At 67.5% G+C, this 24,506-nt stretch carries 20 protein-coding genes and 1 tRNA gene; 14 read left to right on the forward strand and 7 right to left on the reverse strand.

Annotated elements, in window-relative coordinates; all coding sequences use genetic code 11:
• The first annotated feature begins 83 nt into the window (after window positions 1-83).
• From DFQ15_RS09355 to DFQ15_RS09405, 11 genes are all read left to right on the forward strand, one after another.
• Window positions 84-1,328 carry a M20 family metallopeptidase gene (locus DFQ15_RS09355; RefSeq protein ID WP_110465730.1) on the forward strand — a complete coding sequence of 415 codons (1,245 nt, stop codon included), beginning with the start codon at window positions 84-86 and terminating at the stop codon, window positions 1,326-1,328.
• 37 nt (window positions 1,329-1,365) lie between these two features.
• A complete protein-coding gene (locus DFQ15_RS09360) occupies window positions 1,366-3,012 on the forward strand; it encodes a sensor histidine kinase (protein WP_110465731.1) in 1,647 nt (548 codons plus the stop codon).
• Between the two features lie 95 nt (window positions 3,013-3,107).
• Window positions 3,108-3,797 carry a response regulator transcription factor gene (locus tag DFQ15_RS09365; protein WP_110465732.1) on the forward strand — a complete coding sequence of 230 codons (690 nt, stop codon included), beginning with the start codon at window positions 3,108-3,110 and terminating at the stop codon, window positions 3,795-3,797.
• Window positions 3,798-3,872: 75 nt separating this feature from the next.
• On the forward strand, window positions 3,873-6,176 hold the full coding sequence (locus DFQ15_RS09370; protein ID WP_110465733.1) for an NADP-dependent malic enzyme: 2,304 nt from the start codon (window positions 3,873-3,875) through the stop codon (window positions 6,174-6,176).
• Window positions 6,177-6,255: 79 nt separating this feature from the next.
• The gene (locus tag DFQ15_RS09375; protein ID WP_110465734.1) at window positions 6,256-8,940 is read left to right on the forward strand and encodes an MGH1-like glycoside hydrolase domain-containing protein; all 2,685 of its coding nucleotides are present in this window, start codon (window positions 6,256-6,258) and stop codon (window positions 8,938-8,940) included.
• A 40-nt stretch (window positions 8,941-8,980) separates the two neighbouring features.
• A complete protein-coding gene (locus DFQ15_RS09380) occupies window positions 8,981-9,751 on the forward strand; it encodes an SDR family NAD(P)-dependent oxidoreductase (protein ID WP_110465735.1) in 771 nt (256 codons plus the stop codon).
• Between the two features lie 212 nt (window positions 9,752-9,963).
• Window positions 9,964-11,010: an ABC transporter substrate-binding protein gene (locus tag DFQ15_RS09385; protein WP_110465736.1), complete on the forward strand. Its 1,047-nt coding sequence runs from the start codon at window positions 9,964-9,966 to the stop codon at window positions 11,008-11,010.
• A gap of 107 nt (window positions 11,011-11,117) precedes the next feature.
• Window positions 11,118-11,969, forward strand: coding sequence for an ABC transporter ATP-binding protein (locus DFQ15_RS09390; RefSeq protein ID WP_110465737.1), 852 nt, complete (start codon window positions 11,118-11,120; stop codon window positions 11,967-11,969).
• 18 nt (window positions 11,970-11,987) lie between these two features.
• Complete coding sequence (locus tag DFQ15_RS09395; protein ID WP_055833773.1) at window positions 11,988-12,752, forward strand: ABC transporter permease; 765 nt, start codon at window positions 11,988-11,990, stop codon at window positions 12,750-12,752.
• On the forward strand, window positions 12,745-13,260 hold the full coding sequence (locus tag DFQ15_RS09400) for a nucleoside deaminase (RefSeq protein ID WP_110465738.1): 516 nt from the start codon (window positions 12,745-12,747) through the stop codon (window positions 13,258-13,260). The genes DFQ15_RS09395 and DFQ15_RS09400 overlap by 8 nt, the downstream gene beginning before the upstream one ends.
• A gap of 76 nt (window positions 13,261-13,336) precedes the next feature.
• Complete coding sequence (locus DFQ15_RS09405) at window positions 13,337-13,816, forward strand: C40 family peptidase (protein ID WP_110465739.1); 480 nt, start codon at window positions 13,337-13,339, stop codon at window positions 13,814-13,816.
• Window positions 13,817-13,924: 108 nt separating this feature from the next.
• On the opposite strand, the gene DFQ15_RS09410 is transcribed toward DFQ15_RS09405, so the two are convergent.
• The 4 genes from DFQ15_RS09410 to DFQ15_RS09425 form a co-directional block, all read right to left on the reverse strand.
• On the reverse strand, window positions 13,925-14,947 hold the full coding sequence (locus DFQ15_RS09410; protein WP_199399849.1) for a trypsin-like serine peptidase: 1,023 nt from the start codon (window positions 14,945-14,947) through the stop codon (window positions 13,925-13,927).
• A 729-nt stretch (window positions 14,948-15,676) separates the two neighbouring features.
• Window positions 15,677-15,753, reverse strand: a tRNA-Val gene (locus DFQ15_RS09415).
• A 107-nt stretch (window positions 15,754-15,860) separates the two neighbouring features.
• A complete protein-coding gene (locus tag DFQ15_RS09420) occupies window positions 15,861-18,086 on the reverse strand; it encodes a RelA/SpoT family protein (protein ID WP_110465740.1) in 2,226 nt (741 codons plus the stop codon).
• Window positions 18,083-19,051 (reverse strand): alpha/beta fold hydrolase, encoded by a 969-nt coding sequence (locus DFQ15_RS09425; protein WP_110465741.1) that lies wholly within the window; start codon window positions 19,049-19,051, stop codon window positions 18,083-18,085. Before DFQ15_RS09425 ends, DFQ15_RS09420 begins: the two co-directional genes overlap by 4 nt.
• 89 nt (window positions 19,052-19,140) lie before the next feature.
• Between DFQ15_RS09425 and DFQ15_RS09430 the strand changes: the two genes are divergently transcribed.
• Window positions 19,141-19,920, forward strand: coding sequence for a 3-hydroxybutyrate dehydrogenase (locus DFQ15_RS09430; RefSeq protein WP_110465742.1), 780 nt, complete (start codon window positions 19,141-19,143; stop codon window positions 19,918-19,920).
• Window positions 19,921-19,977: 57 nt separating this feature from the next.
• On the opposite strand, the gene DFQ15_RS09435 is transcribed toward DFQ15_RS09430, so the two are convergent.
• Complete coding sequence (locus tag DFQ15_RS09435; protein ID WP_110465743.1) at window positions 19,978-20,691, reverse strand: SIMPL domain-containing protein; 714 nt, start codon at window positions 20,689-20,691, stop codon at window positions 19,978-19,980.
• Window positions 20,692-20,871: 180 nt separating this feature from the next.
• Between DFQ15_RS09435 and ompR the strand changes: the two genes are divergently transcribed.
• Together ompR and DFQ15_RS09445 are read left to right on the forward strand one after the other, a co-directional pair.
• Complete coding sequence (gene ompR, locus DFQ15_RS09440) at window positions 20,872-21,603, forward strand: osmolarity response regulator transcription factor OmpR (protein ID WP_055835473.1); 732 nt, start codon at window positions 20,872-20,874, stop codon at window positions 21,601-21,603.
• Window positions 21,604-21,769: 166 nt separating this feature from the next.
• The gene (locus tag DFQ15_RS09445) at window positions 21,770-23,197 is read left to right on the forward strand and encodes an ATP-binding protein (RefSeq protein ID WP_110465744.1); all 1,428 of its coding nucleotides are present in this window, start codon (window positions 21,770-21,772) and stop codon (window positions 23,195-23,197) included.
• On the opposite strand, the gene ispF is transcribed toward DFQ15_RS09445, so the two are convergent.
• On the reverse strand, window positions 23,183-23,662 hold the full coding sequence (gene ispF, locus DFQ15_RS09450; RefSeq protein WP_110465745.1) for a 2-C-methyl-D-erythritol 2,4-cyclodiphosphate synthase: 480 nt from the start codon (window positions 23,660-23,662) through the stop codon (window positions 23,183-23,185). The genes DFQ15_RS09445 and ispF overlap by 15 nt on opposite strands.
• A gap of 50 nt (window positions 23,663-23,712) precedes the next feature.
• Window positions 23,713-24,498, reverse strand: a complete 786-nt coding sequence (ispD, locus tag DFQ15_RS09455) for a 2-C-methyl-D-erythritol 4-phosphate cytidylyltransferase (protein WP_110465746.1) — start codon at window positions 24,496-24,498, stop codon at window positions 23,713-23,715.
• Between the last annotated feature and the right edge of the window lie 8 nt (window positions 24,499-24,506).

A 24,506-nucleotide genomic window follows, 5' to 3' on the forward strand; every position in this document is an offset into this window, starting at 1 on the left:
ATAGCTATAGGTCGGCGCCATTCGTCGGCTGCAGGCACTTTTTATTCCTAAATCAGCCACTGCGCGCCGCAGCGGCTTGCGCCATGACCGACTCCGCCCACGCCACCGACTACGACCGCCTCGACGCCTGGATCGACGCCCACTTCGACGAAGAAGTGCGCTTCCTGCAGGAACTGGTGCGGGTGCCCACCGACACGCCGCCCGGCCACAACGCGCCGCATGCCGAGCGCACCGCCACGCTGCTGAAGGCCTTCGGCTTCGAGGCCGAGCGCCATCCGGTGCCGCAGGCCGAGGTGCGGGCCTGCGGCATGGAATCGATCACCAACCTGGTCGTGCGCCGCCGGTACGCGGACGGCGGCCGCACCATCGCGCTCAACGCCCACGGCGACGTGGTGCCGCCCGGCGACGGCTGGTCGCACGATCCCTACGGCGCCGAGATCGACGGCGGCGCCGTCTACGGCCGGGCCACCGCGGTGAGCAAGGGCGATTTCGCGAGCTTCAGCTTCGCGGTGCGGGCGCTGGAATCGCTGGGCGCGCCGCTCAAGGGCGGGGTGGAGCTGCACTTCACCTACGACGAGGAGTTCGGCGGCGAACTCGGCCCCGGCTGGCTGCTGAAGCAGGGCCTGACGAAGCCCGACCTGCTGATCGCCGCCGGCTTCTCCTACGAGGTGGTGACCGCCCACAACGGATGCCTGCAGATGGAGGTGACGGTGCACGGCAAGATGGCCCACGCCGCCATCCCCGCGAGCGGCGTGGACGCGCTGCAGGGTGCGGTCGCCATCCTGAATGCGCTCTATGCGCAGAACGCGGCCTACCGCCAGATGCGTTCGCAGGTCGAGGGCATCACCCACCCCTACCTCAACGTCGGCCGGATCGAGGGCGGCACCAACACCAACGTCGTGCCCGGCAAGGTGGTCTTCAAGCTCGACCGCCGGATAATTCCCGAGGAGCACCCGGCCGAGGTCGAGGCGACGATCCGACGGCTGATCGCCGACGCGGCCGCCACGCGGCCGGGCATCACCGTCGACGTCCGCCGCCTGCTGCTGGCCAACGCCATGCGGCCGCTGCACGGCAACGCGCCGCTGGTGGAGGCCATCCAGAAGCACGGCCAGGCCCTCTTCGGCCAGCCGATCCCGGCGAGGGGCACCCCGCTCTACACCGACGTGCGGCTGTACGCCGAGGCCGGCATCCCCGGGGTGATCTACGGCGCCGGCCCGCGCACCGTGCTCGAATCGCACGCCAAGCGCAACGACGAGCGACTGCATCTCGACGACCTGCGCCGGGCGACCAAGGTGATCGCACGCGCCCTGCGCGACCTGCTGGCCTGAGCGGCGCATCGGCAGCGGCGGCAGCAAGACCCCACCCATGTTCCGCTTCAAGATCTCGATGGCCCTCGGCTTGCTGGTCGCGCTGGTGTGCGTGCAGGCCGCCTTCGTCTACATGGGATCGGTGCGGGTCTACGACTATGCGCAGCACAGCCGGCTGGCGAGCGACATCATGGCCGAGCTGGTGGATCTGTCGGCCAACAAGCAGCGGCTGCGGGTCTGGGCCTTGCAACGCCTCATGAATGCGGCCGAAGCGTCGCCCGAGACCCGCATAGCGCTGCTGGCCCAGATGCGTGCCAGCGCCACCACCCTGCAGGACCTGGCGCGCCGCGACCAGGAACTGCTGGAGAAGCTCTCGGGCCAGTCCATGGTGGAGCCGCCCGCGGACGGCCAGCGGCTGGTGGCCATCGCCGACCTGCTCGACGACGACATCGTGGCGATGCAGCACCGGCTGCTGGAGCTGGCGCCGCTGACCACCGGCTCCGACTTCGGCGCGGTGTGGCAGGAGCTGGACGGTGTGTTCAACCCGGCCCGCGTCCGCAATCTGCGCGACCTGGTCGACAGCGCGATCAAGCGGCAGCGCCAGGTGGTGCCGGCCGCCCGGGCCGTGACCGCCAGCATGCTCGACGCCTTGCGGATGCAGGCGATCGGCATGGCGGCTGTCACCCTGCTCGCCTCCATCGTGATGGCGCGCTGGCTGGGCAGCCACCTGCAGCAACCGCTGGCCCGTTTGATGACCGGCATCCGGCAACTGCAGGCCGGCCAGCTCGACCACCGGGTGCGGATCGAATCCGAGGACGAGTTCGCCAAGGTGGCCGAGCAGTTCAACGCCATGACCGACGAGCTGCAGCAGCACCGCACCCGCGCCGACGCCACCCGACAGCAGCTCGAGGCCGCGGTGCAGGACCGCACCGCCGAACTGCGCCAGGCCCACGAGACGCTGCAGCGCATCGACGAGCGCCGGCGCCAGCTCTTCGCCGACCTGAGCCACGACCTGCGCACCCCCGCCACCGCGATCCGCGGCGAGGCCGAGATCGCCCTGCGCGGCGCCGACCGGCCGGTCGCCGAATACCGGCAGACGCTGTCGCGCATCGTCGACGGCGTGGGCCAGCTCTCGGACGTGGTCGACGATCTGATGCTGGTCGCCCGTGCCGATGCCGACCAGCTGATCCTGCGGCCGGCCCCCGTGGAGTTGCTGCCCCTGGTGCAAGAGGCAGTCGAGCAGGCCGGCGTGCTGGGAGCGGCACGCAGAGTACGCGTCTGCCTGGAGTTCCCCGAGAACGCGATGTCTGCCTCCATCAGGCTGCATGCGGACGAGGACCGCCTGCGCCGCGCTTTGATGGTGGTCCTGGACAACGCGGAACGGTATTCGCACGAGGGCGGTACCGTACGCGTGCGGTGCTCGCGCGACGGCGACAGAGCCCGCGTCACGGTGCAGGACGAGGGCATCGGGATCGACACCGACGAAATGCCCCTCGTCTTCGAACGCTTCGTGCGGGGGCGGCGTGCCCGGCTCCACCGCGCCGACGGCAGCGGCATCGGCCTGTCGATCGCGAACGCGATCGTGACAGGCCACGGTGGCACCATCTCCATCGCCAGCCAGCGGGATGCCGGAACTGCCGTGCACATCGTGCTGCCGCTGGCTGGCGCGGCCACGGTGCCTTCGGCATCCGACGCCGATGCCTAGAGCGTGTCATGCATCACACGCTCCGAGGCCACATCACGGGCGATCGCAAAATCATTTCCGCAGGCAGAAACCGTGCAGCGCATGAAAGTGGAACCATGAGCATCCTGGTGGTCGAGGACGATATCCGCGTAGCCGATTTCCTGTTGCGCGGCTTGCAGGCCGAAGGCTACCGCGTGCAACTGGCCCGCAGTGGCCCCGAGGGGCTGGAGGCCGCGCGCACCGGCAATCTTCAGTTGCTGATCCTCGACCTGATGCTGCCCGGCATCGGGGGCCTGGAGCTGTGCCGGACGCTTCGCGCGGAGGGCCATCAGGTGCCGATCCTGATGCTCACCGCCATGGGCAACCTGGAGGACAAGGTGCATGGCCTGCGACTGGGCGCGGACGACTACCTGACCAAACCTTTCGCCTTCGATGAACTGCTGGCACGCATGGAGGCGCTGCTGCGCCGCAGCCGCAGCCGCACCCAGCCACCACGGCCCGCGGCGCTTCGGGTGGCCGACCTGGTGTTCGACCGGGAGCGGATGCAGGCGAGCCGTGCCGGGCAGCCGCTGGCGCTCACGCCGAAAGAACTCGCTTTCCTGGAGGTGTTGATGGCCGCGCCCGGCCGGGTGCACAGCCGCGAGCGGATCCTGTCGCGCGTCTGGGGCTCTAGCGAGGATCCGCTCACCAATGTGGTGGACGTCTACGTACGGCGCCTGCGCGCCAAGGTGGACGAAGGCCACGCCCTCCGGCTGATCAAGACAGTGCGAGGCTACGGGTACAGGCTCGACGATACCGCCCATTAGAGCGTACGGCGGCGGCGATGCAGTTAAGCTCGAACCCCCGAAACCCGGGGCACCGAATCCAGGAACCCTCCTCCAATGTCCCAGACCCTCTCCCCCGCCGAACAAGCCCTGCGCGACGCCGCGCGCGAGTACCACCGCACCCCCGTCCGCGGCAAGATCTCGGTCACGCCTTTGAAGCCCCTGTCCAACCAGCGCGACCTCTCGCTGGCGTATTCGCCCGGCGTCGCCTATCCCTGCCTCGACATACAGGCCGACCCGTCGCTGGCCTACGACTACACATCGCGCGGCAACCTGGTCGGCGTGATCACCAACGGCACCGCGGTGCTGGGCCTGGGCGACATCGGCCCGCTGGCCGGCAAGCCGGTGATGGAGGGCAAGGGCTGCCTGTTCAAGAAGTTCGCGGGCGTCGACGTGTTCGACATCGAACTGGCCGAGCGCGACCCCGACAAGCTGGTCGAGATCATCGCCGCGCTGGAGCCGACGCTCGGCGGCATCAACCTCGAGGACATCAAGGCGCCCGAGTGCTTCTACATCGAGAAGCAGCTGAGCGAGCGGCTCAACATCCCGGTCTTCCACGACGACCAGCACGGCACCGCGATCATCTCGTCGGCCGCGCTGCTCAACGGCCTGGAGCTGGTGGGCAAGCGGATCGGCGAGGTGAAGGTGGCGGTATCGGGCGCCGGCGCCGCGGCCATCGCCTGCCTGGACGTGATGGTCGGCCTGGGCGTCAAGCGCGAGAACATCTTCGTGGTCGACTCCAAGGGCGTGATCCACGACGGCCGCACGAACCTCGACATCTCGAAGCAGCGCTACGCCCAGAAGACCGATGCCCGCACCCTCGCCGACGTGGTGAACGGCGCCGACGTGTTCCTCGGCTGCTCGGCCCCCGGCGTGCTGACCGCCGAGATGGTCAAGACCATGGCCGACAAGCCGATCATCCTGGCGCTGGCCAACCCCGAGCCCGAGATCCGGCCCGAGCTGGCCAAGGCGGTGCGGCCCGACTGCATCATCGCCACCGGCCGGTCGGACTATCCGAACCAGGTCAACAACGTCCTGTGCTTCCCCTACATCTTCCGCGGCGCGCTCGATTGCGGCGCCACCAAGATCACCGAGGCGATGAAGCTCGCCTGCGTGCGCGAGATCGCCGACCTGGCCAAGGCCGAGACCAGCGACGAGGTGGCCGCCGCCTACCCGGGCCAGGAGCTGGTCTTCGGCCCCGACTACCTGATCCCTACGCCGTTCGACGCGCGCCTGATCCTCAAGATCGCGCCCGCCGTCGCCCGGGCCGCGCAGGCGTCGGGCGTGGCTACCCGGCCGATCGAGGACTTCGACGCCTACCGCGAGAACCTGACCCGCTTCGTCTACCAGACCGGCATGTTCATGCGGCCGGTATTCGCCGCCGCCAAAGTGGCGCCGCAGCGCGTGGCCTATGCCGAGGGCGAGGACGAGCGCGTGCTGCGCGCGGTACAGGTCGTGATCGACGAGCAGCTGGCCCGGCCGATCCTGATCGGCCGCCCCGCGGTGATCGAGGCGCGGGTGCTGAAGGCCGGCCTGCGGATCAGGCTGGGCCACAACGCCGAATGCGTCGATCCCGAGGACGACCCGCGTTTCCGCCAGTACTGGGAGGCCTACCACGGCGCGATGGGCCGCAACGGCATCACGCCCGAGGCCGCCAAGGCAGCCGTGCGCCGCAGCAACACCCTGATCGCCGCGCTGATGGTCCAGCTGGGCGACGCCGACGCGATGCTTTGCGGGCTGGTCGGCCGCTACGACCACCACCTGCAGCATGTGCAGGACGTGATCGGCCTGAAGGAGGGCGCGCACGAGTTCGCAGCCCTCAACGCGCTGATGCTGCCCGAGCACACGCTCTTCATCGCCGACACCTACATCAACGACGCGCCCGACGCCGAGCAGCTGGCCCGCATCGCGCTGGCCGCGGCCGAAGAGGTGCGGCGCTTCGGCCTGCCGCCGAAGGTGGCCTTCCTGTCGCATTCCAATTACGGCACCTCGACCCGGCCGTCGGCGCTCAAGATGCGGGCCGCGCACGAGCGCTTCCGGGCGTTGGCGCCGCACATCGAATCCGACGGCGAGCTGCACGGCGATGCGGCCCTGTCGGAGACCGTGCGGGGCAACGCGGGCCTGGCCGACAGCGCGCTGACCGGCTCGGCCAACGTGCTGGTCTGCCCCAATCTGGATGCGGCCAACATCCTGTTCAACGTGCTCAAGACCACCAGCGGCCAGGGCATGACGATCGGCCCGATCCTGCTGGGCGCCGCCGCGTCGGTGCACATCCTCACGCCGTCGTCCACCGTGCGCCGCATCGTCAACATGACGGCGCTGGCCGGGGCGAAGGCGCTGACGGGTTCTGCGCAGACCTGATCCCGCGCGGTCCATGGTCGGGAATGGCGGGGCGCGCAGCCCGTGCCGTTCCCTTCACCGACCGCCAACCGCCCGATCCATGCCGAACGACCCCACCCCCGCGCAGGACGACGCCGCCAGTTCCCCCGATCCCCTGACCGACGGCGCACCCTGGATGCTGTGGGGGCCCTACCTGGCCGAGCGCCAGTGGGGCACGGTACGCGAAGACGCCAGCGAGAACGGCGAGGCCTGGGAAGCGCTCACCCACGACATGGCCCGCAGCGTGGCCTACCGCTGGGGCGAGGACGGCATCGGCGGCATCAGCGACGAGCATCAGCGCCTGTGCCTGTCGCTGGCGCTCTGGAACGGGCAGGACCCGATCCTGAAGGAGCGGCTCTTCGGCCTGTCGAACGCCGAAGGCAACCACGGCGAGGATGTGAAGGAGCAGTACTGGTACCTGGACAACCTGCCCGACCACCGCTGGATGCGGATGGTCTACCGCTATCCGCAGACCGCTTTCCCCTACGCGCAACTGGTCGCCGAGAACGCGCGCCGCAGCCGGGCCGAGCCCGAGTACGAACTGGCCGACACCGGCATCTTCGACCAGGGCCGCTACTTCGACGTGGAAATCGAGTGTGCCAAGGCCGGCGAGCACGACCTGCTGCTGCGCTACACCGCCCACAACCGCGGCCCGGACGACGCGCCGCTGCACCTGCTGCCCACGCTCTGGTTCCGCGCCGACCCCGCTGCCAACGGCGATATGCCGGCGGGCCTGTCGGCCGGACCCGATGGCGGCCTGATCGCACAGCACCCGACCCTGGGCCGCTACACCTGCCATGTGCAGAGCGACGGCGGGGCGCCGCAGTGGCTCTTCACCGACAACGCCACGAACGCCGCGCGTGCCGAGTCGCTCGGTGCCCGGTCCTGGCCCACGCCGCCCGGCACCCGCGGATGCTTCAAGGACGCGTTCCACGACCGGGTGGTGCACGGCGATGCGGCCGCCGTATCGGCCGAGCCGCGCGGCAGCAAGGCCTGCGCCTGGTGCTCGCTGCAGGTACCCGCGGGCGGCAGCGTGTCGGTGCGGCTGCGACTCTCCCGTGAGCCGGCCGCGCAGCCCTTCGCGGATTTCGACCGCGTGATGGCCGTTGCGCACGCAGGGGCGGATGTCTTCTACGCGCGTCGCCAGGACCCGGCCCACACCGCCGAACAACGCGCGCTTCAACGCCAGGCCTGGGCCGGACTGCTGTGGAGCAAGCAGTTCTACGTCTACGACGTCTCACACTGGCTCGACGGGGAACCGGGATGCTCCTCCCTGCCGGTCTCCCGCAAGAAAGGCCGCAACGCCGGCTGGCGCCACATGCGGGCGCACGACATCGTGCTGATGCCCGACAAGTGGGAGTACCCCTGGTTCGCATCGTGGGACCTGGCCTTTCATGCCATCGCGGTGGCGCCGGTCGATCCGGCGCTGGCCAAGCGCCAGCTCACGCTGCTGCTGCACGACCGCTACATGCACCCCAACGGCCAGATCCCGGCCTACGAATGGAATTTCGGCGCGGCCAATCCACCGGTGCAGGCGCTGGCGGCCTGGAAGGTCTACCAGACCGATGCCGCCATCACCGGCACGCCCGACACCGCCTTCCTGCGCCACGTGCTGCACCGGCTGATGCTCAACTTCACCTGGTGGGTCAACCGGCAGGACAGCAGCGGCAACAACATCTTCCAGGGCGGCTTCCTGGGCCTGGACAACGTGGGCGTCTTCGACCGCAGCCAGCCGCTGCCGGGCGGCGGCGTGCTGGAGCAGGCCGACGGCACCAGCTGGATGGCGATGTACGCGCTCAACCTGATGCGCATCGCGATGGAGCTGGCCCTGGACGACCCGGTCTACGAAGACCTGGCGATCAAGTTCGGCGAGCATTTCTTCTACATCGCCGGCGCCATGGCCAACATGGGCGGCGTGGAGGGCGCCGGCCTCTGGGACGAGGAAGACGGCTTCTACTACGACCAGGTCAAAATGCCCGACGGCGCCAGCAGCCGGCTGCGCCTGCGCACCGTGGCGGGCCTCGTCCCCTTCCTGGCGGTAGAGGTGCTCGACGCCGCCCGCGTCCGCGAGCTGGGGCGGCTGCGCCACCACCTGCAGGCATTCCTGCAGAGACGGCCCGACCTGGCGGCGCTGGTCAGCCACTGGCAGGAGCCGCATGCGCACGGCGCGAACGGCCAGGAGAACAGCCACGAGAGCCTGCACCTGTTCAGCCTGCTACGCGGCCACCGCATGAAGCGGGTGCTGCGCCGGGTACTCGACGAGAAGGAATTCCTGTCGCCGCACGGCATCCGTTCGGTGTCGAAGGTCTACGGCGATCGGGCCTTCGACTACGCGCTGGGCGACACCCACTACGGCCTGCACTACACCCCGGCCGAAAGCGACAACGACATGTTCGGCGGCAACAGCAACTGGCGCGGGCCGGTGTGGATTCCGCTCAACTACCTGATCGTCGAATCGCTGCGACGCTTCCATTCCTACTACGGCGACGACTTTCGGGTCGAGTGCCCCACCGGCTCGGGCCGGATGATGTCGATTCGCGGCGTCGCCGATTTCCTGCAGGCGCGGCTGCTGTCGCTCTACCTGCCCGGCCCCGGCGGCCAGCGCACCGGCTGCGGCGCGCCCGGCGAGCAGCAGGCCACCGACGGCATGCTGCTGTTCCACGAATATTTCCACGGCGACACCGGCCGCGGCCTGGGCGCCAGCCACCAGACCGGCTGGACCGCGCTGCTCGCGGTGCTGCTATAGCGGCACCTGCTTCTTCCACATCGCCCACCCAAGGACCTCCATGTCACGCCTCACCGGAAAAAAAGCCCTCGTCACCGGTAGCACCCAAGGCATCGGCGCGGCCTGCGCCCTGCGACTTGCGCAGGACGGCGCGGATGTCGTGCTGAACGGCCGCGACCCGAAGAAGCCGCCGCAGGATCTGATCGCGCAGATCGAGGCGCTGGGCCGCAAAGCGGTCTACCTGGCCGCCGACGTCGGCGATGCGAAAGGCGCTTCCGACCTGGTCGACCGCGCGGTCGAGGCCCTGGGCGGGCTCGACCTGCTGGTGAACAACGCCGGCCTGGAAAAGCGTGCCGATTTCTGGGACGTGACCGAGGAAGACTACGACCTGGTGATGAACGTCAACCTGAAGGGCGTTTTCTTCGCAGCCCAGGCCTTCGTACGCCACCGCCGCGCGGTGCGGCAGCCCGGCGCCATCGTCAACATGAGTTCGGTACACGAGGAGATCGCGTTTCCGCATTTCGCGTCCTACTGCGCCAGCAAGGGCGCGCTGCGGATGCTGACCCGCAACCTGGCGACCGAGCTGGCGCCGCTGGGCATCCGGATCAACAACGTCGCACCCGGCGCGATCGCCACGCCGATCAACACCGCGCTGCTGCAGAACCCCGCGCAGCGCGAGGCGCTCGAAGCGCAAATTCCGCTGGGCCGGATGGGCACGCCGGAGGACGTCGCCGGGCTGGTGGCGTTCCTGGCGAGCGAGGACGCGGGCTACATCACCGGCAGCACCCACTTCGTCGACGGCGGGCTGACCTACCACTACACCGAGCAGTAGGTGAAGGCACGCGTCGCGACGCCCTGCAGGCACAACGCAGCCGCGCGCATCCTCGCGGAGCGTGGCGAAGCGGCCGGCGTGTGCAGGGGCGGGCACCCTCGCGGTGCATCGGCGCACCACGACGATCTTTGAGCCGGTGCAGGCCCGGTTGACGCAGGCACTGTTTTTGCTCCGTGTAGATATCAGTAACTTTCTACACGGAAGCCTTACCCATGACCAAGCGCGCGTTCCTCCGCTCCACCTTCCAGATGGCCGCCGTGGCGGCCGCGATGGCGCTCGGCACCGTTCAGGCCCAGGCCCAGACGCCGACGCCGGTCAAGTTCCAGCTGGACTGGCGTTTCGAAGGCCCGGCCGCCCTGTTCCTGGTGCCGGTCGCCAAGGGCCACTTCAAACAGGCGGGCCTGGACGTGACGGTGGATGCGGGCAACGGCTCGGGCGGCACGGTCACGCGGGTCGCCTCGGGCAGCTACGACATCGGCTTCGCCGACCTGGCCTCGCTGATGGAGTTTCATGCCAACAACCCCGAGGCGCCGAACAAGCCGGTCGCGGTCATGATGGTCTACAACAACACGCCGGCCTCGGTGATGGCGCTGAAGAAGTCGGGCATCGCCAAACCGGCCGACCTGGCCGGCAAGAAGCTCGGTGCCCCGGTGTTCGACGCCGGCCGCCGCGCGTTCCCGATCTTCGCCAAGGCCAACAACGTCGGCTCCGTGCAGTGGACCGCGATGGACCCGCCACTGCGCGAGACGATGCTGGTGCGCGGCGACGTGGACGCGATCACCGGCTTCACCTTCACCTCGCTGCTGAACCTGGAAGCCCGCGGCGTGAAGGCCGCCGACGTGGTGGTGTTGCCCTATCCCGACTACGGCGTGAAGCTCTACGGCAACGTCATCATCGTCTCTCCCAAGTTCCTGAAGGAAAAGCCCGAGGCGGTGAAGGCTTTCCTCGCGGCTTTCGCCAAGGGCGCGAAGGAAGTGCTGGCCAACCCGGCCGCCGCGGTCGAGACCGTCAAGGCCCGCGACGGCATCGTCAACAGCGAGCTGGAAACCCGCCGCCTGAAGCTGGCGATCGACACCGTCATCGACAGCCCCGATGCGCGCGCCGAAGGCTTCGGCCAAGTCAACGCCGGCCGTCTGGCGCTGATGGCGTCCCAGGTCTCCGACGCCTTCGCCACCAAGACCCGCGTCAACCCCGAAGCGGTCTGGAACGGCGGCTTCCTGCCGCCGGCCGTTCAGCTCGACGTGCTGCCGCGCAAGTGACCGGCCAGGCACCGGGCGGTGGAACGTCCTCCCACCCGGCGCTATCGTTTTAATAGCTAGTAGTCGGCGCGGAATGCCGGCTGCAACCTCATTTCATTCATAAACGCATGCCCACCGCCGCCGAACCGCACTTCGTCTATTTCCGAGACGTCTGGCTCGCCTACAACGAGGAATTGCTGCGCGCCAACCATTTCGCGGTCGAGGCGATCGACCTGCAGGTGCGCCGCGGCGAGTTCATCGCGATCGTGGGGCCGTCCGGCTGCGGCAAGTCGACCTTCATGAAGCTCACCACCGGGCTGCGCATGCCGTCGATGGGCAAGATCCTGATCGACGGCCAGCCGGTGACCGGGCCGCTGAAGATCTCGGGCATGGCCTTCCAGGCGCCGTCGCTGCTGCCGTGGCGCACCACGGTCGACAACGTGCTGCTGCCGCTCGAGATCGTCGAGCCGTTCCGCTCCAGCTTCAAGCAGCGGAAAGCGGAGTACGTCGAGCGCGCCCGCGCGCTGCTGCGGAAAGTGGGCCTGGGTGGCTACGAGGACAAGTTCCCGTGGCAGCTGTCGGGCGGCATGCAGCAGCGCGCCAGCATCTGCCGCGCCCTGATCCACGAACCGAAGATGCTGCTGCTCGACGAGCCCTTCGGCGCGCTCGACGCCTTCACCCGCGAGGAGCTGTGGTGCATCCTGCGCGACCTGCAGGCCGAGCAGGGCTTCAACGTCATCCTGGTCACCCACGACCTGCGCGAGAGCGTGTTCCTGGCCGACACGGTCTACGTCATGAGCAAGAGCCCGGGCCGCTTCGTCGTCAAGCGCGAGATCGACTTTCTCCGCCCGCGCCCGCTGGAGCTGACCTACACCAAGGAATTCACCGACATCGTGCTGGAGCTGCGCAGCCACATCGGCGCGATCCGCTCGCCGGTGCTGCACAACACCGCCGCACCCGCCACCGCCCTGCCGCAATAACGAAGACCGAAACGCCCCATGCGCAACAAGAACCTGGAACGCTGGTCCCCCTGGATCCTGCTGGTGATCACCATCGCGCTCTGGCAGATCGTCTGCAGCGCCTTCGACATCTCGGAATTCATCTTTCCGAGCCCGCTGCGCATCTGGACGCAGTTCATGGAATACAAGGCGATCATCGCCGGCCACGCCTGGCGCACCTTCTGGGTGACGATGGTGGGCTTCGGCATCGCGATCGTGGTGGGCGTGCTGCTGGGCTTCGTGATCGGCAGCTCCCGCCTGGCCTATGCCGCGATGTACCCGCTGATGACCGCCTTCAACGCCCTGCCGAAGGCCGCCTTCGTGCCGATCCTGGTGGTGTGGTTCGGCATCGGCGTGGGGCCTGCGATCCTCACCGCGTTCCTGATCAGCTTCTTCCCGATCATGGTCAACATCGCCACCGGCCTGGCCACGCTGGAGCCCGAGCTGGAAGACGTGCTGCGCGTCCTGGGCGCCAAGCGCTGGGACGTGCTGGTCAAGGTGGGCCTGCCGCGGTCGATGCCCTACTTCTACGGCTCGCTGAAGGTGGCGATCACGCTGGCCTTCGTCGGCACCACCGTCTCGGAAATGACCGCCGCCAACGAGGGCATCGGCTACCTGCTCATCTCCGCCGGCTCCAGCATGCAGATGGGCCTGGCCTTCGCCGGCCTGCTGGTGGTGGGCGCGATGGCGATGGCGATGTACGAGCTGTTCAGCGTCATCGAGAAGCGCACCACCGGCTGGGCGCACCGCGGATCGAATGCCTGACCGCGGCGGACCCACCGGCGCGCCGATGACTCCCGCCCAGGCCGTCGTCGCCCTGCGCCGCGCCAACGCGGTGGCAGAACGTGCGATGGCGATGGGCCGGCACCCCTTCGGCGCGCTGCTGGTCGCACCCGACGGCGAGACGGTGCTGGCCGAGCAAGGCAACATCGACACGGTCAACCATGCCGAATCGACGCTGGCCCGCACGGCCGCATCGACCTACCCCGGTGCCTACCTGGCGCGGTGCACCCTGGTCACCACCTTCGAGCCCTGCGCGATGTGCGCCGGTACCGTCTACTGGGCCGGCATCGGCCACCTGGTCTACGGCGCGGAAGAGACCGCGCTGCTGGCGCTGACGGCCGACCATCCCGAGAATCAGACCCTGGCGCTGCCCTGCCGCGAGGTCTTCGCCCGCGGCCAGCGCCCGGTGCGGGTCACCGGCCCGGTACCGGAAGTCGCCGACGAGATGGTGGCCCTGCACCGCGGTTTCTGGGACTGGCCGCACGGCTGAGAGCCGAAACGCCGTGGGCGCTGCAGTGCCGGCACCACGGGTTCCCGAGCCGTCTTTGCCATGCCAGACTTGCGGCATGCGTGCACTCATCGCCCTGGCCCTGGTTTCGTCCTCGCTGTTGCTGGCGGCCTGCGGCAGCGGCCCACCCACCAGAGCTGCGCGCCCCCCGGTCTACCGCGAACTCACACCCCAGGAATGGAGCAACATCGCGATCCACGCCCTGGGCCTGGTCGGCACGCCCTACCGCTACGGCGGCGACACGCCGCAGGGCGGCTTCGACTGCAGCGGCCTGATCGGCTACGTGTACCGCAGCCAGGCCGGCGTGGCGCCGCCCCGCACCGTGGCACAGCTCGACGGCTTCGGCGAACCGGTCGACGCGTGGTCTGTCCGCACCGGGGACCTGGTGATCTTCGGCAGCGGCCGGCCGAACCATGCCGGCATCTACGTGGGAGAAGGCCGCTTCGTGCATGCGCCGTCGAGCGGCGGAGAAGTACGGCTGGATCGTTTGGACAGCCGCTACTGGTCGCGGCAGGCGGTAGCGTTTAGGCGACCTTGATTCGGCGAGCAGACTTCGTTTGCCTCAGCGTCGTCCAGCGTAGTAGTCTGTATCGCATGCGATGGGCCTTGCGACACTCCACAACGGCTTCGCAACCGCCACCTCCCGCTAGTTGGTGGCCGCCGCCTGATACAGGGTACGGATCGCTGCCGTCCACTGCGGGCCGAACGACGTATGGGTGAACTTCTTGTAGGCAAATGATGTCATGCCCACCTGGACGTCTTTCACGGGATCCTCGTCCGCCGAAAACCAAGGTGAGCCGCTGACGCCAGAGCGCGCGTTCCACTCCAGGCCTTCAATGGCATAGTCCTTATTCATCCACGGGTTCGGCTCGGCGGAGCTGATCACGCGCACAGGCGCGTTCGCATTGGCACCGGGGTCGGTGTTGTAACCGGTTGCCAGATATTCGTTGTCGTCCTCCTGACCGGCAAAGAGGACGCCAGATGCCCCGACAGTATTCGACAGCGTGGCGCCGGAATGCTTCATCGCCACGGGAGCCTCCACCTGGAAGAACGCAGTATCGTAGTCGACGGCTCGGCCTACGACCCAATCATTATGGGCCGTGATGGTCGTCGCGGCCCACACACCGTAGGGGGCGCCGCCGTTGTAGGATGGCACGAAAACCAAGTCCGATACGAACTCCCCTTTTAGGGCAGAGACGCATCGCCCGGAAGTGGCTACGACGTTCCCGGAGTCGGAGACGACCGCGTTGCCAGTACAGCGCTGGTCTATGCCGTTTGCCCGAAAGAAGACTACGCCGAGGTGGTCTGCGACGGAGAATCCGGGAACCGGCACAGACGGATCCGTCTTCTGCGTTCCTACCGCTCCTTCCACCACCTTCAACCCTGCGCCCAAGTTTTCATCACGGACCAAGGCCGAATTCTCCGATCCTGGCGGGTCGCCGTCGACCGGGTTGGCATCCACGAAGGATGCGGAAACCGCAGCTTGCATCCGTGCGGGCGTCCAGTAGGAAGTACTCTCGTCTCGCTCAGCCAACGGCACTACGTGCTGCACGATGGCGCCAGCGGAGAGTTTGCTCGACTTGGTGCTTGCAGCCGCGCCGGTAATCGCCAGGATAATGATAATAGCGCAAGAGGTGCGCAGTAGCGTGGTTCGCTGAAAATGTGCCATGCGTTTTAATCCCTTTATTTTACCTGGAGCCGAATACTCCAGGTGAATAAATATAATTTAAATTGACTGCAAATACAACGAATTTTTTTGTTTCATCTGTATTATTGCGTGGATAACACCGACCGTGACCAGCCAGAAGCTCGGGCAGGACTGACTTGCCCCGTAAAACGTATTCCCTGCTAAATTTTTCAATTCAAGCACGGAGAATACGAATAACAAAGATGATGGGCGCGCACTATACGCTCGAATTCAAGCAGGAGGCGGTGAGGCTGGTCAACGGTGGTCAGAGCATCGGCACATTGAGCGTCATAGGCCTGCGCCACGCGCCGCAACGATGCGGTCGATAAATTCTTCACTCCATGCACCGAGAAAGATTTGCTGACTGGCGATGCTCACACGGTCCTCTGGCTGGAGTTGCCGATACGTGCTGCTGGCGGAGGGCCTGGACATCTGCGGACCTTATCGGGTGGCAGGTGTTGCGCTTCAGGTTTGAATCCGCCGTGCACTGATGCAGCGTGCGCAAGTCGCTGGTGCTCCGCATGTAAAAGAGAGAGGGGCCTCAGTGATTCGCTGCGAATTCCTACCAGTCCAACCACTTCAAGTATCAGCACTTCACAGGTGGTTGCTGTTCACGGCAGGGCTCTTGACGCAGTTTGCCCAACATTTTTCGTACGACCAACAAAAAAGCACCTAGCGTCTCCGCTAAGTGCTTGTTTCATCTACCAAATCTGGTAGGCGCGATTGGAATCGAACCAACGACCCCCACCATGTCAAGGTGGTGCTCTAACCAACTGAGCTACGCGCCTGTGGCTTGTCTGCCAAGACCGCTATCATAGCATTAAAAATCAGCCTGTCGAACCGATCCGCATCGCGGCATTCGAGCCGAACCGTTGGGGGAGGTTGTGCCGACGCTTCACCGCCTGCGCGCAGACCGCACGCCGGGCACCGAACCGACGGCGCCCAGCACCTTGCTCAGGCGCCCCGAGTCGGCGATCTCGACGGTGAACGTCATCCACGCGGTGCCCTTGACCGACTGGGTCTGCACGCCGACGACGTTGGTCTTCTCCTTGGCGAACACCTCGGAGATATCGCGCAGCAACGCCTGCCGGTCCGCCGCCTCGATCATCACGTCGACCGGGTAGACGTCGGCCACCTCGCGCTTGGAGGCGCCCCACTCCACCTCGATCACCCGCTCGGGCGCGCGGGCCGACATCTCGCGGAAGTTGCTGCAGTCGCTGCGGTGCACGCTGACGCCGCGGCCGCGGGTGACGAAACCCAGGATCGGATCGGGCGGCGCCGGCTTGCAGCACTTGGCCAGCTGCGTCATCAGCGAATCGAGTCCCACCACCAGAACGCCGCCGCGCGGCGAGGTCTCGACGCTGTTGGCCGAGCGGCGCAGCACGTAGTCGTCGGGCTCCATCGCCGGGACTGGCGGGCGCAGCAGCGTCTCGATGTTGCGCAGCGAATACTCGTCCTTGCCGACGGCCTCGAACAGGTCGTCGGCCGCCTTGAAGCCGAGCTGTCCAGCCAGGTCTTCCAGGTTGACGCTGGTCTTGCCTCGGCGCTGCAACAGCTTCTCGACCGATTCGCGGCCCCGCGCCACCTGCTCGTGGGTGATCAGCGCGTTGAACCATGCGCGTACCTTGGCGCGCGCCCGATGGCTGGTGAGATAACCCAGCTCGGTATTTAGCCAGTCGCGCGACGGTCCGCCTTCTTTGGCGACGGTGATCTCCACCGTCTGGCCGTTCTGCAGCGGCGTGTCGAGCGTCACCATGACGCCATCGACCCGCGCCCCGCGACAGCGATGACCGACGCTGGTGTGCACGCTGTAGGCGAAATCGACCGGTGTGGCGCCCTGCGGCAGCTCGACCACGGCCGCATCGGGCGTGAGAACGTAGATGCGGTCCTCGAACAGGCCGCGGCCGCGGTGGTCGTCCGACAGATCGCGCTCCCAGGCCAGCAGCTGGCGCAGCACCGCGATCTTGGCATCGTACTCGCTGCTGGCCGACACGCCGGCATAGCCCTTCTGGCCGGCCTCCTTGTAAGCCCAGTGCGCGGCCACGCCGTGTTCGGCGTGGTCGTGCATCGACTGGGTGCGGATCTGGATTTCGACCGGCTTGCCGACCTCGTCGCGCACCACCGTGTGCAGCGACTGGTAGCCGTTGGGCTTGGGCCTGGCGATGTAGTCGTCGAACTCCTCGACGATCGGCGAGAAGCGCTCGTGCACCCAGCTCAGGGCCGCGTAGCAGTCCTTCACCGTGGGCACGACGACGCGCAGCGCACGGATGTCGAAGACCTGGTCGAAGCCGAGCGACTTGCCGCGCATCTTGCGCACGATGCTGTATATGTGCTTCGGCCGGCCCTGGACCGTCGCATCGATGCTGCGCTTGCGCAGCTCCGACTCCAGGCCGGCGCGCAGTTGCTCCATCGAGACTTCACGCTCGACGCGCTTCTCGTCCAGCAGCCGAGCGACGTCGCGGTAGGTGTCGGGCTCCAGAAATCGGAAGGCCAGGTCCTCCATTTCCCACTTGATCTGCCAAATGCCCAGGCGGTTGGCCAGCGGCGCGAAGACGTGCAGCGATTCGCGCGCGATGCTCGGCGCCATCGGCACCTTATGCGAAGCGCAGTAGCGCAGCGTCTCCAGCCGCGAGGCCAGCCGCAGCAGCACCACCCGCAGGTCGCGCGAGAACGCCAGCAGCATCTTGCGCACGTTCTCGGTCTGCACCGCCGGATCGTCGACCAGCTGCGCGGTCGAGTGGGCACCCCGCGCTTGCTTCTGGACGTGGATCAGACGGTTGGTCTCTACGGCGAGATCGGCGTACTGCTCGCCGAAGGCCCGGGCGATCGTCTCGCGCGGCCGGGCCAGGTGTTCGCAGGCGTGCACCAGGTAGTTGGCCGCGCGCATCGCCTCCGAGCCGCCGATGCCCCGCAGGATGGCCGACACGGCATCGGCATGCGCCAGGGTGTTCTGGCCGGATTCGAGCAGCTCGTTGGCGAGAAACGGTTCGGCGAAGGCCCGGGCCCGGACGAGGGCCTGGTCCTGTTCGGGCAGCGCATGCGCGGTCGCCACGATCAGCTCGGAGACCGGCTCCCGCGGCGGGCTGTCCACAGCACCGGGTGCGACGACGAGGCTCTTCATGCGGGAACCGTGTCGCCCAGCAGGAAGTCGCGCACCACCGTCACCTGGTCGGCCGCGACCAGGGTGGGCGCATGACCGACGCCCGCGAACTCGACCACGCGGGCCCGCGGCCCCCGCCGGGCCATCGCATCGGCCGTCGCGCGGCTCAACAGGTCCGACTGCGCGCCGCGCAGCAGCAGGGTTTCGGCACCGATGCGGTCGTACAGCGTCCACAGCAGGGCTTCGGACTGCGCGGCGACCTCGGGCGTCAGGGCCCGCACCGCCGCCGCGATGCCGGCGTCGTAATGCAGGCGCACCGCACCGGGCTCGGCACCGGCGGCATCCGCGCCATCGGCCGGCACGAACATCGGCCCGCTGAGGGCCGCCCACTCATCGTCGGCATGGGGCCCGAAGCCCCGGGAAACCGCCCGCAGCGCCGCGGCGCCCTCTTCGGCCGAGGCAAAGACCATCGAAACACCCAGGTACGCGGAAATGCGCTGCACCGCGTCCCATTCGATGGCCGGGCCCACGTCGTTCAGCACCATGCGCCGCACGGGTACCGGTACCGGCAGGCCCGGCTGGCCGGCGACCACCATGCCGATCAGGCCGCCCATGCTGGTGCCCACCCAGTCGAGCGTCCGGATCGGCGCGGCGGCCTGCAACTGTGCGAGAAGCGCCAGCATGTCGGCCGCATACAGCGGAATGCCGTAGTCCATGGGGTCCTGCAGCCAGTCGCTGCGGCCCCGCCCGACGACGTCGGGGCAGACCACGCGGACATGCGGCGCCAGGGCACGCGCGAGCACATCGAAATCGCGGCCCTGGCGCGAGAGGCCGTGCACGCAGACCACCACGTGCGAATGCGCAGGATCGCCCGTCGCGCCCCACTCCCAATACGCCATGCGGTGGCTGCCGTCGTGCGGCTGCGCTCCGCGGGGGGCGCCGGGCAGGCCCGGGCAGGTGACGTGGTGGAGTCGGGGTTCAGGCATGGGTACAGGACCGAAAACGGAAGGCTGCGAGCCTCCACGGCGGGGCCGATAATGGCTGAGAACATCCTAATTCATCCGGAAGAACTTCCATGCTCACAGGAAAAACGGCTCTCGTCACCGGCTCCACCAGCGGCATCGGGCTGGGCATCGCGGAGGCCCTGGCGCGCCGGGGGGCCAACATCGTGCTGAACGGTTTCGGCGATGTGGAAGGCCCGCGCGACCGGGTGCAGGCCGCGGGCGCGGCGGCCGGCATCTCGGTGATCCACCACGGCGCGGACATGTCCCGACCCGACGAGATCGCCGACATGATGGCAGCGGCCGCCAAGGTATCGGGTGGGGTCGACATCCTGGTGAACAACGCCGGCATTCAGCACGTGGCCAACGTCGAGGATTTCCCGGTGGAGAAGTGGGACGCGATCATCGCGATCAACCTTACCAGCGCGTTCCACACCACCCGGCTCGCCTTGCCCGCCATGCGCGCCGCCAACTGGGGTCGGATCGTCAACATCGCCAGCACGCACGGGCTGGTCGCCTCGCCGCAGAAATCCGCCTACGTGGCGGCCAAGCACGGCATCGTCGGCTTCACCAAATCGGTCGCATTGGAAACGGCGACGACCGGCGTGACCAGCAATGCGATCTGCCCCGGCTGGGTGCTGACGCCGCTGGTGCAGAAGCAGATCGATGCACGCGCCGCGACCGGTGGCGATGCCCAGCAGGCCGAGCGCGAACTGCTGGGGGAGAAGCAGCCGTCGCTCCAGTTCACGACGCCCGAGCAGCTCGGCGAACTGACCGTCTTTCTCTGCTCGGACGCCGCCGTCAACGTGCGTGGCGTGGCGTGGCAGATCGACGGCGGGTGGACGGCGCAGTAATGCTCAGCGCAAGGCCGACGGCGATCCGGCCTCTAACCGGATTGCCAGGGGGGCTTCTCACTGCTGCTGCAGCTGCACGGTGCCGGAGATGTTGACTACGACGGTGGTCTTGCCGGCTTCGACAGGCACCGCCTCATCCGATACAGCCTTGGACGCCGCCATCGCCATCATGCGCGGCATCGCCGGCACCATGCTGTTGACGTTGACGTTGACCGAGATTTCGCGCAGCGTGTAGTGCGGGAATCCGAAACCCTTCGCCAACTCCGAAGCCTTGGTCTTGAAGCTTTCTATCGCGCGGGTCTGCACTTCGGTCTCGGCCTGGAGCCGTTGTTCGCGGCTCAGTCCGAATGCGGTGCGCGATACGGTCATCGTGTCGATCTTGCCGGCGGTGGAGGTGATGCGCGAGAAGTCGCGGCCCTCCAGAACCAACTCCGCGTTGCCGGTCCACGAACCGATCTTTCCCTCCTTGGTATAGCGCGGCTGCAGGCTGAAATTGCCGGTGCGCACATCCATCTGGCCCGGCTGGCCCGCAGCCTTGGCCTTGGCCAAGGCGGCTTCCAGCGCCTGCTTCAGCTGCGTCTGCACGACGCCCGGATCGGCCCCCGTGCGGGTGGTGCCGAGCACCATCGTGAGCATGTCCTGGGCGATGTCGCCTTGCGCATCCGCGTTCAGCTGCAGCACGTTCTTCGGCTCGGGCGATGTTTGGGCAAAAGCGGCGGTAGCCGAGACGAGAAGCGCTGCGAGCGCGAAGTTTTTAATCGTATTTTTCATGGATTTCCTGGTTGATTGAAGGGTGCGAAACCGTACAACACCCCACCGACCGCGCATGTTGACGGCACATCCGCAAATTGCTGGGCGGGGCCGCAAGACTTGTAACAGTTGGTCGGGAAATGGCGCTTTTCCCTGATTTCAGGCCACAAAATGGCCGCTGTTACAAATTTTGGAATGCCCATGACCCAAGCTGCAACCCGTACCGACAAGATCCTCGTGGTGGATGACGACGCCCGCATTCGCGATCTGCTGCGCCGCTATCTGACACAAGAGGGCTTCGAGGTCATGGTCGCGGAAGATGGAAAGGCGCTCAACCGCATCTTGCTTCGAGACACCGTCGACCTGATCGTTCTGGACCTGATGATGCCGGGCGAAGACGGCCTGTCGATTTGCCGCCGCCTGCGCGCGGCCAACGACCGTACGCCGATCATCATGCTGACGGCCAAGGGCGAGGACGTGGACCGCATCGTCGGTCTGGAAGTCGGTGCAGACGACTATCTCGGCAAGCCGTTCAATCCGCGCGAGCTGCTGGCCCGCATCCACGCGGTGCTGCGCCGCCGACCGCCGCAGGAGGCTCCAGGTGCTCCATCGGGCGACAACGAGGTCGTGGCATTCGGCCCCTTCTCCTTCGACCTGGGAACGCGCGCCCTGCAGAAGAACGGTGAGGAACTGCCGCTGACAACCGGCGAGTTCGCGATGCTCAAAGCGCTGGTGCGCCACCCGCGCCAGCCGCTGTCGCGCGAGAAGCTGGCGCTTCTGGCCCGCGGCCGCGAGTTCGAGCCCTTCGACCGAAGCCTGGACGTGCAGGTGTCGCGCCTGCGCAAGTTGGTCGAGGTGGATGCCGCCGCGCCGCGCTACATCCAGACGGTGTGGGGCGTGGGCTACGTGTTCGTACCCGACGGTGCCAACTAAGGGTCTCGACCCTTGAGCGCATGGGCAGGCGATGCCATCCTTGCCGCATGCTTATCCACTCGTTCGGCGCGGTTGCCGCGTTTCATCTCCCATGGCGGTAATTGCTTCTCCTCCCCTTCATGGACTAGCCGAGCCGGACCTGGGAAAAACGCCTGATTCCGAGCCGATGGCGGACGATGCGCCCCGCGCCCGGATCGGCCTCAACCTGTTCTGGCGCACGTTCTTCCTGCTGGCGATCCTTCTGGTGGGGAGTATCCTGGCTTGGTTGCAGACGCTGCGGGCACTCGAGTTCGAACCCCGGGCCCTGCACACCGCCCAGCAGATCGCATCCCTCGTCAACCTGAGTCGCGCGGCCCTGATCCACGCCGACGCGATCGCCCGCGTGTCGCTGATCAAGACGATGGCCGACCAGGAGGGCGTGCGCATCGTGCCGCGCGAGCCGGGCGACACTTTCGAACCGCTGGAAAACAGCGCCCTCGGCAAGCGGATGACCGAGGAGTTGACCGAGCGCCTTGGCCGGGGCACCGTGATCGCCAGGGAAGTGAATGGCGAGCCGGGCCTGTGGGTCGGCTTCGCGATCAACGGCGACTCCAACTGGCTGCTGCTCGACCGCGCGCGGTTCAGTCCCGCGGGCGGCAAGACGTGGCTGATTTGGCTGGTGACGGCCGCCGCCCTGTCGCTGGCCGGTGCCGCGGCGATCGCGCGGCTGATCAACCGCCCACTCAAGAAGCTGTCGTCTGCGGCCAACCGGGTGCGCGAGGGCGACTTCGCCACCAGCCCGCTCGACGAGCAGGTGGTGACCAGCGAGATCCGCGAGGTCAACATCGGCTTCAATCGGATGGCGCGTCGGCTGGCCCAGTTGGAGCATGACCGGGTGGTGATGCTGGCCGGCATCTCGCATGACCTGCGCACGCCGCTGGCACGGCTGCGGCTCGAGACCGAGATGAGCGTGGCCGACCCCGATGCGCGCGACCACATGGTGGCCGACATGTCGCAGCTCGACGCGATCATCGACAAGTTCCTGGATTACGCCCGGCCCGACCATGTCGACCTGAAGCCGATCGGCCTGGCCGATGTGGTCGCCTCCTGCACCTACGCGGTCGAAGACCACGACGAGCTGCAGATCCGGGTGGACGTGGCGGGCGACCTGAAGGTGATGGCCGACGGCACCGAGCTGGCCCGCGTCGTCTCCAATCTGATCGAGAACGCGCGCCGTTACGGCAAATCGCCCGGCACCGACGTTGCCGAGGTCGAGATCGATGCGCAGGCGCGCGACGATAAGGTGATCCTGCTGGTACGCGACCACGGACACGGCGTACCGCCCGAGATACTGGTCAACCTGACCAAGCCCTTCTTCCGCGGCGACACCGCCCGCACCTCGGCCACCGGTGCCGGCCTGGGCCTGTCGATCGTCGACAAGACGGTGCGCCGCATGGGTGGCAAGATCGTGTTGAGCAACGCGCCGACCGGTGGTTTGAGCGCGCGCATCCAGTTGGCTCGCGCGTCGTCCGATGGTGCCGCAGTGGTTGCAACCGGGCAGGAAAGAAGGTCGTGGCGGCCGTCCGTCATCCGCAAGCCGCTATCTAAACAATAGCACAACCGCGCGGGCCTCCATGCTGCGGCCCTCTCCCACAGGCCCCAGCTTCTCGGCCGTCTTGGCTTTGACGTTGATCTGGCCGACCTCGATGTCCAGGACCGATGCGATCCGGGCGCGAATGGCCGACATGTGCGTCATGAGCTTGGGGGCCTGGGCGATCACGGTGCTGTCGATATTGCCGATCTGCCATCCCTCGGCCCGGACACGGCGGATCGCCTCCTCCAGCAGGAGGGCCGAATCCGCGCCGTGGAACCGGGCATCGGTGTCGGGAAAATGAGTGCCGATGTCGCCGAGCGCCGCTGCGCCGAACAGCGCGTCGGTGATCGCGTGCAGCAGGACATCCGCATCCGAATGGCCCAGCAGACCGTGCGTATGCGGGATCTCGACGCCGCCGAGGATCAGTTTGCGATCGTCCACCAGGGCATGTACGTCCCAGCCCTCGCCGATGCGAATATTGTTCATTTTCGATGTCCGAGAGGATGATGATCGATATGCGGCGCAGACCGGCGGGCTCAACCGCCGCGTCGTACGCTGGCGGCCACGCGCTTCCGGTGGTCCAGCACCGCCTCAGCCAGCGCGAAATCTTCGGGCCAGGTGACCTTGAAGTTGAGTGCGCTGCCGGTGACCAGCAGCGGATGCAGGCCCACCGCCTCCATCGCGCTCGACTCGTCGGTCACCCCGGGCTCCGCCGTGCGCAGCGCCTGGGCGAGTATGCCGATCCGGAACATCTGCGGCGTCTGGGCCAGCCATTTGCCGGCGCGATCGATCGTCGCTCCGACCCGGCCGGCATCTGCCATCTTGAGCGTGTCGGACAGGGGCAGCGCGAGCAGGCCCCCGACCGCATCTGCCATGCAAGCGTCGACCAAGCGGTCGATCTGCTCGGTCGTGACCAAGCAGCGTGCGGCGTCGTGCACCACCGCCCAGTCTTCGTCCGAGGCGCCCCCTGCCTGCAGGGCGGCCAGCCCGTTGGCCACGCTGTCCGCCCGCGTCGCGCCTCCGCACGCGGCCACGCGCCACCGCCCATCGAGCGGCGCGTGTTGCGCGAAGAACCGGTCGCCCGGAGCGACTGCGACGACCCCGCCGGCCAGGCGTGCCACACCCGCGAAAGCCGCGAGCGTGTGGAGCACCATCGGCCGGCCGGCCAGAAGCCGGTATTGTTTCGGCTCGCCCCCGCTCCCGGCACGCGCACCGATGCCGGCGCAGGGCACGACGGCCCATACACGTGCCGACGACGAAGATGCGGTCGGGAAGAACGGATCGGGTGCCGCCGGGGTGGTTGTAGGAATAGGCGCAGACATGCGGGCAA

The sequence above is a fragment of the Xylophilus ampelinus genome (assembly GCF_003217575.1).
Taxonomy (GTDB): domain Bacteria; phylum Pseudomonadota; class Gammaproteobacteria; order Burkholderiales; family Burkholderiaceae_C; genus Xylophilus; species Xylophilus ampelinus.

Bases quoted from the DNA above. Each gene is read 5' to 3' on its own strand.
- DFQ15_RS09355 (WP_110465730.1), top strand. From the start codon at position 84: ATGACCGACTCCGCCCACGCCACCGACTACGACCGCCTCGACGCCTGG.
- DFQ15_RS09360 (WP_110465731.1), top strand. From the start codon at position 1,366: ATGTTCCGCTTCAAGATCTCGATGGCCCTCGGCTTGCTGGTCGCGCTG.
- DFQ15_RS09365 (WP_110465732.1), top strand. From the start codon at position 3,108: ATGAGCATCCTGGTGGTCGAGGACGATATCCGCGTAGCCGATTTCCTG.
- DFQ15_RS09370 (WP_110465733.1), top strand. From the start codon at position 3,873: ATGTCCCAGACCCTCTCCCCCGCCGAACAAGCCCTGCGCGACGCCGCG.
- DFQ15_RS09375 (WP_110465734.1), top strand. From the start codon at position 6,256: ATGCCGAACGACCCCACCCCCGCGCAGGACGACGCCGCCAGTTCCCCC.
- DFQ15_RS09380 (WP_110465735.1), top strand. From the start codon at position 8,981: ATGTCACGCCTCACCGGAAAAAAAGCCCTCGTCACCGGTAGCACCCAA.
- DFQ15_RS09385 (WP_110465736.1), top strand. From the start codon at position 9,964: ATGACCAAGCGCGCGTTCCTCCGCTCCACCTTCCAGATGGCCGCCGTG.
- DFQ15_RS09390 (WP_110465737.1), top strand. From the start codon at position 11,118: ATGCCCACCGCCGCCGAACCGCACTTCGTCTATTTCCGAGACGTCTGG.
- DFQ15_RS09395 (WP_055833773.1), top strand. From the start codon at position 11,988: ATGCGCAACAAGAACCTGGAACGCTGGTCCCCCTGGATCCTGCTGGTG.
- DFQ15_RS09400 (WP_110465738.1), top strand. From the start codon at position 12,745: ATGCCTGACCGCGGCGGACCCACCGGCGCGCCGATGACTCCCGCCCAG.
- DFQ15_RS09405 (WP_110465739.1), top strand. From the start codon at position 13,337: ATGCGTGCACTCATCGCCCTGGCCCTGGTTTCGTCCTCGCTGTTGCTG.
- DFQ15_RS09410 (WP_199399849.1), bottom strand. From the start codon at position 14,947: ATGGCACATTTTCAGCGAACCACGCTACTGCGCACCTCTTGCGCTATT.
- DFQ15_RS09420 (WP_110465740.1), bottom strand. From the start codon at position 18,086: ATGAAGAGCCTCGTCGTCGCACCCGGTGCTGTGGACAGCCCGCCGCGG.
- DFQ15_RS09425 (WP_110465741.1), bottom strand. From the start codon at position 19,051: ATGCCTGAACCCCGACTCCACCACGTCACCTGCCCGGGCCTGCCCGGC.
- DFQ15_RS09430 (WP_110465742.1), top strand. From the start codon at position 19,141: ATGCTCACAGGAAAAACGGCTCTCGTCACCGGCTCCACCAGCGGCATC.
- DFQ15_RS09435 (WP_110465743.1), bottom strand. From the start codon at position 20,691: ATGAAAAATACGATTAAAAACTTCGCGCTCGCAGCGCTTCTCGTCTCG.
- ompR (WP_055835473.1), top strand. From the start codon at position 20,872: ATGACCCAAGCTGCAACCCGTACCGACAAGATCCTCGTGGTGGATGAC.
- DFQ15_RS09445 (WP_110465744.1), top strand. From the start codon at position 21,770: ATGGCGGACGATGCGCCCCGCGCCCGGATCGGCCTCAACCTGTTCTGG.
- ispF (WP_110465745.1), bottom strand. From the start codon at position 23,662: ATGAACAATATTCGCATCGGCGAGGGCTGGGACGTACATGCCCTGGTG.
- ispD (WP_110465746.1), bottom strand. From the start codon at position 24,498: ATGTCTGCGCCTATTCCTACAACCACCCCGGCGGCACCCGATCCGTTC.